This is a genomic window from Bacillus sp. 7_6_55CFAA_CT2 (genome assembly GCF_000238655.1).
In the GTDB taxonomy this organism is placed as follows: domain Bacteria; phylum Bacillota; class Bacilli; order Bacillales; family Bacillaceae_G; genus Bacillus_A; species Bacillus_A cereus.
Window position 1 is genome coordinate 105,746 of record NZ_JH414713.1, and the last position, 14,723, is coordinate 120,468.

Genomic DNA, 14,723 nt, shown 5'->3' on the forward strand with positions numbered 1-14,723 from the left:
GTTTAATCAAATTTTAATTTTTTTAATGCTTCTGCGAATGGGTTATTTAATGGTTCTTCTTCTTTTTTCTGTTGTTTCATATATTTTTGAACGTCGCGTTTATCGGCTTTGTTTCCAGATTCTTTTTTACGTCGCTCTTGGAATGTTGATAATTTCTCGCGATAGCCACATTTACATGCGAAAATTTGGCCTGCACCCTCACCACGTAATTCTAGTTTCTTTTTACATTGCGGACAGCGAGCGTTTGTTGTACGAGATACATTTTTACGATGACCACATTCACGATCTTGGCATACGAGCATTTTTCCCTTTTTGCCATTTACTTCTAGCATTGGTTTACCGCAATCTGGACAAGACTTCGTTGAAATGTTGTCATGTTTATATTTTTTATCACTCGATTTAATTTCAGAAACAATTTCTTTCGTATAGTTCTTCATTTCCGAAATGAATACTTCTTTCTTTAATTTTCCTTTTGCAATTGCCTCAAGTTTTTGTTCCCACTCACCAGTTAGTGTAGGTGATTTTAATTCTTCTGGTACTAAATCAAGTAATTGACGACCTTTTGATGTAATGTGAATATCTTTACCACGTTTTTCAATTAAGAAAGAATTGAAAAGTTTGTCGATAATATCTGCACGTGTCGCTACAGTACCTAATCCACCAGTTGATTTTAACGTATCAGCAAGTTGTTTATTTTGCGTATCCATATATTTTGTAGGATTCTCCATTGCTGAAAGTAAAGTTGCTTCATTAAAGCGTGCAGGTGCTTTCGTTTGACCTGATGTTTGCATAAGTAACTTTACAGTTAATGTATCGCCCTTTTCAATGTGAGGTAGAATCTGCTCTTTTACGTCATCAGTTACATCATCGTCTTCAAATCGATTTTCGTATACTTCCTTCCAACCAGCATGTAAAATCGTTTTTCCGCGTGCAATGAATGTTTCATTGCCGATCTTTGTGCGTAACGTTAGTTGTTCGTATTCGAATGCTGGGAATAAAACAGCTAAGAAACGTTTTACAACTAAATCATAAATTTTGCGTTCTTTATCTGTGAATGCTGCGAAGTTAACGTATCCTTCTGTTGGAATAATCGCATGATGATCGCTTACTTTACTATCATCAACAAATGATTTGTTAGGTTTGATAGGCTTTTGTAATACTTTATGTGCGAAGGGACGGTATTCTCCAACACCACATGCTTTTAGACGTTCTGGAAGTGTTCCAACGATATCAGATGAAATGTAGCGTGAATCTGTACGAGGGTACGTTAGTACTTTATGCTGTTCATACAATTTTTGCATAATATTTAATGTTTCTTTAGCAGAGTAACCGAACTTTTTATTTGCATCACGTTGCAATTCAGTTAAATCGTAAAGACCAGGAGAGAATGACTTCTTCTGTTTCTTATCAATTTCCACAACAGTAGCATTTTGTTTATCTAAACTTTTTACAATACCATCGATTTTTTCTTTATTAAAACTACGGCTATTGCCATTTGCATCTTGCCAAGTAAGTTTGAGCTTCTCCATTGTTTGAGCTTCGATGCCGTAGTAAGTTTGAGCTTTGAAGTTCTTTATTTCATCCTCACGACTAGCAATCATAGCAACAGTAGGGGTTTGTACACGGCCGCAATTTAACTGGGCATTAAAGCGAGTCGTTAAAGCACGAGTTGCATTAAGACCGATATACCAGTCAGCTTCTGAACGTGCAACTGCTGAAGCGTATAAATTGTCATAGGCTTTACCTGGTTTTAAATTTGCAAAACCATCTTTAATTGCTTTATCGGTTACAGAAGAAATCCATAAACGTTTGATTGGTTTATTTAGCTTAACTTTATCGATAATCCAGCGTGCGACTAATTCCCCTTCACGTCCAGCGTCTGTTGCTACAATAATTTCATTTACATCTTTTCTAAGTAGCTGACTTTTTACAGCATTAAATTGTTTACCAGTTTGTTTAATAACCGTTAATTTCAAACGCTCAGGTAGCATCGGTAAATCTTCTAAATTCCACTTTTTATATTTCACATCATAGCTTTCTGGATCTGCTAATGTAACGAGATGACCTAAAGCCCAAGTTACAATATATTTACTACCTTCAAGGTAGCCATTTCCTTTTTTATCGCACTTAAGTACACGAGCAATATCTCGTGCAACGGAAGGTTTTTCAGCGATTACAACGCTTTTCGACATATTAAAAACATCCTTTCAAATTTCCATAAGTTAAATATAGCATACATCTTCTTGAGATTCAGTTTCGCTCCATATTTGATCGGTTTTTAGTGGGATGAACAAAACACTCATTGATTAAAGTTTCACTTGATTATGTTTATTGTTATATAGGTTGCTTCTATATTAAATAGAAAAGTAAAGAACTTGTTATTTTAGTAGAATAAGAGTAGACTTTGAAGTAGATGAATAATAAGCACATGGGAGTTTGTGGATGCAAACTGAGAGTATGACTAGTCCGTCATTGACCATTTGAACCTGTTGGATAATGCCAGCGTAGGGAGAGTGTAAAAGCACATGTTCAGGCACTTTGCGTACGCGCAAAGTGTCTTTTTGTGTATCTCCCATCATTATAGTTAGGAGATGAAAAGGATGAATATGAAAGAAATTAGTAAAGTAGTGGATTTGGTGAGAGAATCTAATCCGCTCGTTCATAATATTACAAATGTTGTTGTAACAAATTTTACTGCTAACGGTTTGTTGGCACTTGGAGCATCGCCTGTAATGGCGTATGCAAAAGAAGAAGTAGCAGAAATGGCTAGCATTGCTGGAGCGTTAGTATTAAATATGGGGACACTTCGTCCTGAAGAAGTAGAAGCGATGTTACTCGCGGGTAAATCAGCAAATGCGAGCAATGTGCCAGTACTATTTGACCCAGTTGGTGCAGGAGCAACTTCGTATCGAACAGAAGTTGCGAGACATATTCCAGCCGAAATAGATTTAGCAATTATCCGCGGAAATGCGGCTGAAATAGCAAATGTTATTAATGAGAAATGGGAAATTAAAGGGGTAGACGCTGGTACTGGAAATGGCAATGTTGTAAGTATTGCAAGGCAGGCAGCAGATGAACTAAATACAGTTGCGGTCATTACTGGAAAAGAAGATGTTGTTACAGATGGAGAGAGAACTATTGTTATTCGAAATGGTCACCCTATTTTAACGAAAGTTACGGGAACAGGTTGTTTACTAACTTCTGTAATAGGAGCATTTGTAGCAGTGGAAAAAGATTATGTAAAAGCAGCAGTAGCCGCATTAACGTTTTATGGTGTAGCTTCGGAACTGGCAGCTGCTAAGGCGGTAGAAAAAGGGCCTGGTAGTTTCCAAATTGAATTTTTAAATCAATTAGCTAATACAACTTCAGGTGATATTGAGAAGTATGGGAAGATTGTGGAGTTAGAGTAAGAGGGAGTGAAAGAAATGGCACGCATTGAAATAGATAAAATGTCTAAGCTATTGCAAGTGTATTTTATTATGGGAAGTAATAACTGCACGAGGGATCCTTTAGCTGTATTGAAAGAAGCGTTAGATGGTGGAGTGACACTTTTTCAGTTTCGCGAGAAGGGGGAAGGTTCTTTAATCGGAGAAGATAGAGTGCGCTTTGCAAAAGAATTGCAGACGCTTTGTAAGGAATATAGTGTTCCTTTCATTGTAAATGATGATGTAGAATTAGCCATTGAATTAGATGCAGATGGTGTTCATGTTGGACAAGATGATGAAGGAATTACATCTGTTCGTGAAAAAATGGGAGATAAAATTATCGGCGTATCTGCTCATACAATTGAAGAAGCACGCTTTGCAATCGAAAATGGAGCAGATTATTTAGGCGTTGGACCTATTTTCCCAACGAGTACGAAAAAAGATACGAAAGCGGTTCAAGGAACGAAAGGATTAGCTTATTTTAGAGAACAAGGAATTACAGTGCCAATCGTTGGTATTGGTGGGATTACAATTGAAAATACAGCGGCAGTTATAGAAGCGGGTGCGGACGGTGTTTCAGTTATTTCAGCAATTAGTTTAGCTGAATCTGCGTATGAAAGTACGAGAAAATTAGCTGAAGAAGTAAAGAGAAGTTTGTAGGGAAGGAAGTGTAGTATTTTAAGTGCTACATGAAGAAATAGACTGCCCAAAAATTTAAACAAACATTTGATTAAAAAAGCACAAACCTTTTTAAATAAAGGTTTGTGCTTTTTCTTTAAAACATAATTGAAATTAAGAGCATTCCAATTCCGATAGAAGTAAATGTTGCAATTAGACCAGGAATCATAAAACTATGATTTAATACGTATTTACCGATACCTGTTGTACCAGTGCGGTCAAAGTTAATGGCAGCAACGATTGTCCCATAGTTTGGAATGAAGAAGTATCCATTTACTGCAGGGAACATCGCAATCAGTAGCGCTGGTGGAATGCCAAGGGATAGTCCAAGTGGCATTAAGGCACGAACTGTTGCTGCTTGGCTGTACAGTAAAATAGATAGAATGAATAGTGCGATGGCAAATAGCCAAGGTGCACTTGTTACTAAATGCTGAATGGATCCTTGAATCATATTTAAGTTTCCATTAAAGAAAGTATCTCCCATCCAAGCGATACCGAAAATAGCAACAACTGCTGTTGCTCCTGCTTTAAAGACGTTACCAGACACAATGCTTTCTACATTTGGTTTACAGAAAATAATAATAAGAGCCGCGATAGTTAACATAACCATCTCAATTGTGTTCGGCATGGAAAGACGAGCTAACTTCCCATCAACTGTCCATCCTGGACGAAGTGCTTCAAATGAACCGAGAAGTACAACAAGGAAGGTTCCTACAAGGAAAAGGATAACTGATAATTTTGCACCCTTTACACCTACAAATTCTTTTTTCTCTTCAAGCTTAGGAATCATTCCTTCTTTTAATCGTTTTAAGTATTCAGGGTCTTCATTTAATTCTTTTCCCATCTTACTAGCAACAAATGCTGCTAACATACAAGCAATGAAAGTAGAAGGAATACTCACTTTTAAAATATCTAATAAAGTGATTTTATAGTCAGCTAACATTGCTAAAAGAGCAACTGTGGCAGCTGAAATTGGACTAGCTGTAATTGCTTGTTGAGAAGCGATTACGGCAATCGACATTGGGCGTTCCGGTCTAATCCCTGATTCACGAGAGACTTCTGCAATAACAGGAAGTACAGAATAGGCAACGTGACCAGTACCTGCACATAGTGTGAATAAATAAGTAACAATTGGAGCAAAAAAAGTAATACGCTTTGGATTTTTTCGTAATGCTTTTTCAGCTAGATGAACAAGATAGTCCATTCCTCCAGCAGCTTGGAGTGCACCAGCAGCTGTAATTACTGCCAAAATCATAAGCATTACATCGATAGGAGGCGCCGTTGGTTGTAAGTGGAAGACAAAAACGAGTATTGCCATACCAACTCCACCCATTACTCCTAAACCAACTCCGCCTAGGCGTGCACCAATAAAAATACAGAGTAACAAGGTAAGAAATTGTAGCCAAAACATGATAAACTACCTCCGAAATTCATTAGTTAAGATATATTCGAATAGTTTAATTTGAATGAAAATTAAATAAATACCCGAAGAAATCCTTGTTATTTATACATTTTTTATTATATAACACAAAAAAAGTAACATTCACGTACTTTTTGAAATTATTTTGAAAAAGCAATGCGTTAAAAATTTGTATTTATATCTCTAAATAAGTAGACATTTTGATTTATATGTTGTAATCTTTGAAAGAGAATAAATTAATTCTCATAGAACTCCCATATCGTTCAACTCGTTCAGCGAGAAAGGCAAACTGATGGAAACATGAGGACGCAAAACTACAGGAGCTAAGGTCGAAAGGCTACGCTAGCCAGTTACCGGACGGATAGGGTTGGTCTTTGCCAATGCTTTTACATTGGCTTTTTTTTATTCTCGAACATATTGAGAAACATTTTCAAACAAAATATTCATATATTTTGTTTTTTTGTTTATGTTAGTTAAGGAAGGTGGATATTAATGAAAAAATATTGGCATAAGTTATCGTTCCTTCAAAAGAACGTCTTATTAACCGTACTAGTTATTTTGACGCTTGTTGGAAGTATGGGTGCGTTAAGTTTCAACATGTTTCAAAATAGTATGATGTCTTTATTTGAAAGGCAGTCTATTGAAACAGGAGAAATAGTATTAAAAAAATTGGATTTAGAGTTAGTTAGAGACATGGCGAAAGATCCTACAGCCGAAAAAGTGAAAAAAGAAAAGTTAACAGAGAAATTAGATGAAGTTTCAAAAGAATTGAAAAGTGTTGGACAAACGTATGTTACAGGAGCAAAGCCGAATGAAAAGCGAGAATTACAACTCGTTGGTTTGACTACAGAGTTAACAAATGCATTCCCTATAAAGACGGGAGATTATTATGAACAACCCGCTCATTGGATGAAGGCATACGATAAAGTGATTGATACGAAAAAGGCACAAATGACAGAAGTATATGAAGATGAAATAGGTTCGTGGGTGACAATATTAGAACCAATTACGGATGGAGAAAACAATATTGTTGCAATTATTGCGGCTGACTTAGATGCTTCCATTGTTCCTATTACAAAAGAGAAGTTTATGATACAGGGTTTACTCTTTATCATTATTTCATTAGCAATTGCGACTATTACTCAATTCTTTATCGTGCGTCACTCGTTAGCTCCATTAAAAGATTTAAGAGAAGGGTTACGTAAAATTGGTGAAGGTGACTTAAGTGTTAAATTAAAAGAAAGACCAGATGATATTGGAATTATTAATGTTTATTTCAATAACACGATTGAAAAATTTAAAGGGATTATAGATAAAGTAAGGCAAACTGCTGAGCAAGTTTCTTCTTCTTCACAAGAATTGTCGGCGAGTACAGAGGAAAACAGCATGGCAGTTCAAGAGATTGCAAGTTCGATTGAAGGTTTAAGAGTAGGGGCACAGTCTCAAAAAACTTCAGTACAACAATGTTTAGGAATTGTACATGGAATGGAAGATAAGGTAGAAGAAATAACTGGGGCTGCAAAACAAGTTGCGGTTGCTTCTGAAGGTATGGAACAACATTCAATTGAAGGTAATGAAGTGATTGGACAAATTATTAATCAAATGAGTTTAATCCAAAATGCAGTACAAGATTTATCTTCCATCATTTATTCGTTAGAAACAAGGTCAAAAGAAATTAGTGATATCGTAACTGTAATTACAGGTATTTCAAATCAAACAAATTTATTAGCTTTAAATGCTTCTATTGAGGCTTCACGTGCTGGAGCAGCTGGAAGAGGGTTTGCAGTTGTTGCTGATGAAGTACGAAAATTAGCAGAACAAACGGAAGCGTCTGCTAAAGATATAGCGAAATTAATTGGTGAAACACAAGCTGAGACAGAAGATGCTGTAGTTTCCATGCAAAAAGGTTCAAGAGAAGTAGAAACTGGAATTTCGCTTGTTCAAAGTAGTGGAGATTTCTTTGAAAAAATCTCAAAATCAGCGCAATCTGTTACAGATCAAGTAAAAGCTGTTTCTGGTAATTCGAGTGACATTTTACAAAATAGCCAGAATATTGTTCAAGTCGTAAATGAATTATCACATATTGCAAATACTTATGCCAACAGCAGTAGTAATGTTGAAGAAAGCATGAAAGAGCAAGAAATATCAGTACAAGATATTGCAGAATTAGCGACTTCTTTAAGTTGGCTTTCTCAGGAATTACAAGAGCTTATTGGTGAGTTTAAAAGCGAATAAGGAGAAAGTTCAATTCTAATCAAGGGAATCCTCCCTTGATTATGAATTGAACGAATCTGCCCTTTAATAAGGGATGAAAAAGGTGTGAATTTTCACACCTTTATTATATTTAAGAGAGGAATTTACATAAATATGAAATTAGCAATTTCTTATAGTGAGATGGTAAAAGAATTTTTAGGAAAAGTAGAAGGAAGTATTAAAATACCTAAAGATGTGCAAGGAACGGAACTTAGGATAAAAAGGAAAACGGAACTGTTTTCAAATTTGACTCGCATTGTGGATTTAATAGGAGCGACTACAACGTGGTTATATCATATTTCTAAAGAAAAACATATTGTCGTGCTTTATCATGTAAGAGGAAGTTTATTTCCGATTACTATTGAAGTTTCTAATTTTCTCTCCTATGAAAGTTTAAATTTACAAATTGAAGAGCAACTGGAGCAAATTAAAGAAATGAATGAGGAAGAAATAGAAGAGTTTCAAAACGGTAATACATTATATGAAATGTCACCTATTATTATTGGTGAAACATATTATGAGCTACAAGACATGAATACATTACAATTTGTATTTAGTAAAAATATGAAAAGTGTAGAAATAATATTTAATAGTGTTAATTGGAAAGAGACAACGATTACTCGTTATGCACAACAAATACAAGGTGTTTTAGTTGATATATCACAAAATAATAATAAGTATATAAAACATTTTAATATTATTACAGAGGCCGAGATGGCACTTTATAGTCAAGTGAATGATACGACAGCAGTATATCCTGAGAAAAGTATCGTCGATATGTTCTATAATACTGTTACTCAATTTCCAAATCGTATAGCTTTATCTTCAAGGGAAGGTACTTTAACTTATGAGGAGCTAAATAAAAAAAGTAATCAAATAGCTCATATGTTAATTAAAAACGGCGTCCAATTAGGAGACTATGTTGGAATATTTATGAAACGTAGCATAGACACAGTAGTAAGTATGGTAGCTATATTAAAAGCTGGTGCAGCGTATGTTCCAATTGATCCAGATTATCCCGAAAGTAGAATACAGTACATTATTCAAGATAGCCAAGCGAAAGTTATATTGATGAAAGAGACGCCTATAACATGTGATGGGGTTCAAACAGTTTCAATGTATAATAGTGAAACTTATGAAGATATAGATGTAAAGTTGTCTATTCATTGTGACGATGTAGCTTATATGATTTATACATCTGGTTCAACAGGGAATCCAAAGGGAACGATGTTAGCACATAGAGGCGTTGTTAATCTGTATACTTGGATGAAAAAGCAATATGAATTGACAGAAGAGGATGTATTTGCCCAATTTCCTTCCTTTAGTTTCGATGCCTCTGTATGGGAGTCATTTGCTTCTTTATTCTGCGGAGGAAACTTGTATGTACTATTAGAGGAAGAGCGATTGTCTGTAGAGGCATTTGCAAATGCAATCTATAAAGTGAAAGCAACTTCAATCTTGGCATTAGCAACAATTTTTGTTCGACAAGTAGCAACTTATTTAGCAGAAGAAGATATATATAAGCTAGCTTCCCTAAAAAGAATTGCGATTGGTGGTGAAATGTTGCCTGTAGAGGTTATTAAATTGTGGAGAGAAAGAATAGGTACAAATGTTGAAATTTATAATGTATACGGACCGACAGAATGTACTGTAGTGACGACAACCTATAAAATACCTAGTCAGTTAAATGAGGATGTTGCGAGTATTCCCATTGGTAAACCATGTGCTAATTATCAAGTTATGATTTTGGATGAGAATATGAATCTTTGTCCAATTGGTGTACCTGGTGAATTATATATAGATTCAGTGGCATTAGCAAAAGGGTATTTTAATAAGCCTAATAAAACAATTGAAGCTTTTATTCCGAACCCTTTTAATCCTATAGTTAATATATATAAAACAGGTGATATCGTTAAGTTGCTAGAGGATGGAAATATAGAGTTTTTACATCGGAAAGATGATCAAGTAAAAATTAGAGGACATCGTATTGAACTAGGAGAAATCCAAAGTAAAATTTCTCAAAATCATAATATAAAAGAAAATGCTGTTTTTGCTAAGAAGAGTAAGGAAGGTAGCCAATATTTAATCGCGTTCTATACAACTTTAAATAAAAAAGAAATACCAGAATTAGTTTATCAGTTACAAGAGCAATTACCAGATTATATGGTGCCATCTAAACTAATTTATATTAATGAATTACCACTTACACCTAATAAAAAGATTGATGTTAAGAAGTTAGCTCAGTTAGAAGAAAAGTATGAACCGGTTCGTCTACAAGAATATGTTGCACCTTCTAATAAAGCAGAAAAACAAATAGCGAACGCTTGGGCAGAAGTATTAGGAATTTCAAAAGTTGGAGTACATGATGATTTCTTTACAATTGGTGGACATTCATTAAAAGTATTACGAGTCTTAACATTGTTAAAAGAAGATTTCTCACATTTAACAATTCAAGATTTCTTTAAAGAAAGAACGATATATGGATTAGCTCGAATTGAGCGAGAAGTAAAAGTAGAGAAAGAAGAAGTATTTCGTGAATATAAAGTGATTCACGAACCAGATACTATCACGTATGCAAACGTTTTGGAAGAAACCCAGATTTCAAATGTCTTTTTAACAGGAGCTACTGGTTATTTAGGATCACACATATTATATGAATTGTTGAGAGATACATCTGCTACTATTTATTGTTTAGTAAGACCAACCAAAGATGTGCAGCAAAGAATTATAGATACATTAACAGGCTACTTTAATGATATATGTGAAGAATGGTTACAGCGTATACAGGCCGTAGCTGGTGATCTGGGAGAAGAGTATCTTGGGATGAGCGAAGAAGAATTTATGTTCATCAGTTCTAAGATGGATACGATAATTCATTGCGGTGCAGATGTAAGACATTTTGGAGATGTAAAACAATTTGAAAATATAAATGTCCAAGGAACTAGCCGTATGCTAGCATTAGCTGAGAAAGGTGCTACATTCCATTTTATTTCTACAATTGGTATCCCGTTAGAATTAGCGGTAGATCAATGGGATACATACATGAAAACTGGTGATTTTAATTACAGTGTAGACTTAGAGAATGTATATTCAAATAGTAAACTACAAGCGGAAAACATTGTTCGTGAAGCAATGAAAAATGGTTTGCGCGGAAATATTTATCGTGCAGGTAATTTAGCATGTCATTCAGAAACAGGTTCGTTCCAACAAAATATTGATGGAAACGCATTTTATCGTCTTATTAAAACAATGCTATTAATTGGGAAAGCACCAAATGTGAAGTGGAAAGTTGATTTCACACCAATTGATTTTGCTAGTAAATCAATTGTATCGTATTTACAAGATGCGCAAATTGTAGGAGAGACGTTACATATTTGTCATCCACATCAAATTGAGTTTGAACAATTTATACAGCTAATTGGAGAGTGTGGATACAATCTTGAAATGGTTCCACTTTCAGAATATGTAAATACCGGACTTGCATTAGCGAAGGGAAATGAAGTAATAGCAGAGTTAATTGCTTCTCAAGTTGCAGGAGATGGAGCACAGCAATCTGAAATTGTAATGGGTACGCGTAGAACGAATGAATGGATTAAGAAAAAAGAATTGATAGTACCAGCAATTAATAAAGAATTTATACAGCAGTTATTAGCTCATGGTGAAAAAGTTGGTTATTTTCCAAAAATAATGAAATGATTATGCATGCTTTTGTTTGTTCAATAAAATAAATCATGCTACAATGAAAACGAATTAAGGACCGGGGAGCCAATTGGCTGAGAGGATGTAAGTAAACATCGACCCTCAACCTGATCTGGATAATGCCAGCGTAGGGAGTTACTTAAAGTGATGTAGCATATGTTATTCTGTAATAACTTGCATACAAGGCTTTCCTACGCAGTAGGAAAGCCTTTTCTTATTTTTGAAATTTAATTTTATAAGGGGGATTTTATTATGTCACAACAAGTTACAATGTCATTTTCAGTAGTACCACAAGCGAAAACGAAAGATGTATATTCTGTTGTCGATAAAGCAATTGAAGTTGTGCAACAATCGGGAGTTCGTTATGAAGTAGGGGCAATGGAAACAACTTTGGAAGGAGAATTAGATGTACTTCTTGATGTCGTTAAACGTGCACAACAAGCTTGCGTCGAAGCTGGAGCAGAAGAAGTGATTACTTCTATTAAAATCCATTATCGTCCAAGCACTGGTGTAACAATAGATGAAAAGGTTTGGAAGTACCGTGATGAATATGCAAAACCAGAAGCAATCTAAACTTATTACAACTATTTGGCTTATCCTTCTCATTGCGATATGGGAAGGATCTGTTTCATTATTTAAAATCGAACCGTGGATTTTACCAAAGCCTTCTGCCATTGTTCAAGAATTAATTGGGATGAAAGATTTACTATTACCAAATACGATGCAAACACTGCAGGAAGTTATAATTGGACTATTCTTTGCAATTTTATTGGGGACGAGCATCGCAATTATTATGGACGTTATACCGTTATTTCGTATTTTAATAAATCCATTGCTCGTTATTTCGCAAACAATTCCAATTGTTGTACTTGCACCGCTATTTATTATTTGGTTTGGATATGGGATGTTGCCGAAAGTAATGGTCGTAATACTCGTTTGTTTCTTCCCAATTGCGCTTAGTATTTTAGAAGGTTTTCAAACAGTAGATAAAAACATGCTGAAACTGTTACAAACAATGAAGGCGACGAAATGGCAAGTTTACCAGAAAGTAAAATTTCCAGCAGTGCTTCCATACTTTTTCTCAGGTTTAAAAATTGCAGTTACATATAGCGTAATGGGGGCAATTATCGGAGAATGGCTCGGTGCAAGTGAAGGATTAGGCGTTATGCTTACGAGGGCTACAAAATCCTTTTTGACTGCCCGAGTATTTGGTGTTGCAGCAATCATCGTTATAGTGACATTATGCCTGTATTTTATCGTAGAGTTTATGGCAAGAATAACAGCACCATGGATATATAGAAAGGACGGCAGAAAATGAAAAAAGGTTTGAAAGTTATGTTAGCTGCCTTAGTAGCGGTAGGTGTGGCTGGATGTAATCCAGCGCAGAAAGAAGAAAGTGCAAGTAAAGATCAAAAAGTAAAAGTAGTATTAGATTGGTTTCCAAATACGAATCATACTGGCTTGTATGTAGCGCAAACGAAAGATTATTACAAAAAGCAAGGATTAGATGTAGAAATTATTCAACCAGGTGACAATGTAACAGCAGAGCAAATGATAGCATCAGGAAAAGCAGACTTCGCAATAAGCGCACAAGAAAATGTAACGTTAGCTCGTGTAGAAGGAATTCCTGTTGTATCTGTAGGAGCGATTATTCAGCATAACACTTCAGCGTTTGCATCGCTGAAGAAAGATAATATGACGTCCCCGAAAGATTTTGAAGGCAAACGTTACGGCGGCTGGGGAGGACCAGCAGAAGAAGCGACATTAAAGACGATTATGGATAAACATCAAGCTGATTTTAATAAAGTTGAAAAAATCATCTTAGGACAAACAGATTTCTTTAAATCAATCGGTCGTGATGCAGATTTCGAATGGATTTATTACGGTTGGGATGGTATTGAAGCGAAGCGCCAAGGAAAAGAGTTAAATACGATTATGGTGAAGGACTTAGATCCAGCGCTTGATTTCTATAGTCCTGTTATTATTACGAGTGAAAAACATACGAAGCAAGATAAAGACTTTGTGAAAAAGTTTATGAGTGCAACGACAGAAGGTTACAATTTTGCAATTAAGGAACCGAAAGAGGCTGCTGATATTTTAATTAAAGCTGTTCCAGATGTGAATAAAGATTTAGTTCAAGAAAGCCAAAAATGGTTAAGTACGAAGTATCAAGATGATGCTAAAGCATGGGGAGTACAGAAGGAAGAAATTTGGACGAATTACATGAATTTCTTATATGACAACAAAGTTATTAAAAAGAAAATCGATGTAAAAGATGCTTTTACAAATGAATTCCTTCCAAATGAAAAATGAGCGGATTACAAATAAAAAATATAGTAAAATCTTTCGACGGAAAGAATGTATTAGAGAATATTAGTGCCTCTATACAAGAGGGAGAGTTTGTTTCCTTTGTAGGACCGAGTGGTTGCGGGAAAAGCACATTATTAAACATGGTTGCAAATGTTGAAAAACCAACAAGCGGGAACGTAACGTATAACGATAAGCAAGTACAAGAGCAAGATGTTGTTAGTTATATGCCACAACAAGATTTATTGCTACCGTGGCGATCAGCTTTGCAAAATATCGTTCTTCCGTTAGAAATTGAAGGGAAACCGAAAAAACAAAGGCTAACAGAAGGAATGGAAGCATTAAAGCAGTTCGAACTAGATGAATATGCAGACCATTATCCAGATGAATTGTCTGGTGGTATGCGTCAAAGAATTAGTTTTCTGCGCACATATTTATGTGAAAAGCCAATTATGCTGCTTGATGAGCCTTTTGGTAAATTAGATGCATTTACAAAAATGGAAGTACATAGCTGGCTTTTAAACTCTTGGCATCAAGAGAAGCAAACAATCGTTATGGTTACACATGACTTAGATGAGGCAATCTTGCTTTCAGATCGCGTATTTATTTTATCTCAAAGACCAGCGTCAATAGTTGGCGAGGTACAAGTGAAATTACCTAGGCCGAGAACGATGGATATGTTAACATCACTCGAATTAAAAAAGGATAAAGAAGAGATTTTAAGTGTGTTAGCTCCTTATATGAAAAAATAGAAAAAGCTGATGTTTTAATTTTAGACGAACCGACTAAACATTTGGATGTAGAAACTAAGATGGCTTTACAGGAAGCGTTACAACAATACAAAGGAACGGTTTTAATTGTCTCACATGAACCTTCTTTCTATGAATCGTAGATAACAAAATTATGAAATATAGAAGAATGGAATGCTGAACAATATGAAT

General features: G+C 35.2%; 10 protein-coding genes and 3 riboswitches. Of the genes, 8 read left to right on the forward strand and 2 right to left on the reverse strand.

Annotation, left to right across the window (positions count from 1 at the left end; translation table 11 throughout):
• Positions 1–2: 2 nt before the first annotated feature.
• Complete coding sequence (gene topB / locus HMPREF1014_RS25150; protein ID WP_000047296.1) at positions 3–2,192, reverse strand: DNA topoisomerase III; 2,190 nt, start codon at positions 2,190–2,192, stop codon at positions 3–5.
• A 226-nt stretch (positions 2,193–2,418) separates the two neighbouring features.
• Positions 2,419–2,528: riboswitch (TPP riboswitch) on the forward strand.
• A 72-nt stretch (positions 2,529–2,600) separates the two neighbouring features.
• On the opposite strand from topB, the gene thiM reads away from it, so the two are divergent.
• Together thiM and thiE are read left to right on the forward strand one after the other, a co-directional pair.
• Entirely contained in the window at positions 2,601–3,410 is an 810-nt protein-coding gene (gene thiM / locus HMPREF1014_RS25155) for a hydroxyethylthiazole kinase (protein WP_001056098.1), read from the forward strand.
• Positions 3,411–3,425: 15 nt separating this feature from the next.
• Entirely contained in the window at positions 3,426–4,085 is a 660-nt protein-coding gene (gene thiE, locus HMPREF1014_RS25160; protein WP_000090966.1) for a thiamine phosphate synthase, read from the forward strand.
• Between the two features lie 115 nt (positions 4,086–4,200).
• Here the strand turns inward: thiE and HMPREF1014_RS25165 are convergent, their stop codons facing one another.
• A complete protein-coding gene (locus HMPREF1014_RS25165) occupies positions 4,201–5,514 on the reverse strand; it encodes an anaerobic C4-dicarboxylate transporter family protein (RefSeq protein WP_000498706.1) in 1,314 nt (437 codons plus the stop codon).
• Between the two features lie 282 nt (positions 5,515–5,796).
• A riboswitch (cyclic di-GMP riboswitch) is annotated at positions 5,797–5,881 on the forward strand.
• Between the two features lie 134 nt (positions 5,882–6,015).
• Between HMPREF1014_RS25165 and HMPREF1014_RS25170 the strand changes: the two genes are divergently transcribed.
• From HMPREF1014_RS25170 to HMPREF1014_RS25195, 6 genes are all read left to right on the forward strand, one after another.
• On the forward strand, positions 6,016–7,758 hold the full coding sequence (locus HMPREF1014_RS25170; protein WP_000761076.1) for a methyl-accepting chemotaxis protein: 1,743 nt from the start codon (positions 6,016–6,018) through the stop codon (positions 7,756–7,758).
• 132 nt (positions 7,759–7,890) lie between these two features.
• A complete protein-coding gene (locus tag HMPREF1014_RS25175) occupies positions 7,891–11,472 on the forward strand; it encodes a non-ribosomal peptide synthetase family protein (RefSeq protein ID WP_000761491.1) in 3,582 nt (1,193 codons plus the stop codon).
• A gap of 52 nt (positions 11,473–11,524) precedes the next feature.
• A riboswitch (TPP riboswitch) is annotated at positions 11,525–11,626 on the forward strand.
• Positions 11,627–11,727: 101 nt separating this feature from the next.
• A complete protein-coding gene (locus HMPREF1014_RS25180) occupies positions 11,728–12,048 on the forward strand; it encodes an MTH1187 family thiamine-binding protein (protein ID WP_000082907.1) in 321 nt (106 codons plus the stop codon).
• Complete coding sequence (locus HMPREF1014_RS25185) at positions 12,020–12,793, forward strand: ABC transporter permease (protein ID WP_001057164.1); 774 nt, start codon at positions 12,020–12,022, stop codon at positions 12,791–12,793. The genes HMPREF1014_RS25180 and HMPREF1014_RS25185 overlap by 29 nt, the downstream gene beginning before the upstream one ends.
• Positions 12,790–13,788, forward strand: a complete 999-nt coding sequence (locus HMPREF1014_RS25190; protein WP_000715578.1) for an ABC transporter substrate-binding protein — start codon at positions 12,790–12,792, stop codon at positions 13,786–13,788. Before HMPREF1014_RS25185 ends, HMPREF1014_RS25190 begins: the two co-directional genes overlap by 4 nt.
• Positions 13,785–14,534 carry an ABC transporter ATP-binding protein gene (locus tag HMPREF1014_RS25195; RefSeq protein ID WP_000016092.1) on the forward strand — a complete coding sequence of 250 codons (750 nt, stop codon included), beginning with the start codon at positions 13,785–13,787 and terminating at the stop codon, positions 14,532–14,534. The genes HMPREF1014_RS25190 and HMPREF1014_RS25195 overlap by 4 nt, the downstream gene beginning before the upstream one ends.
• Positions 14,535–14,723: the final 189 nt, after the last annotated feature.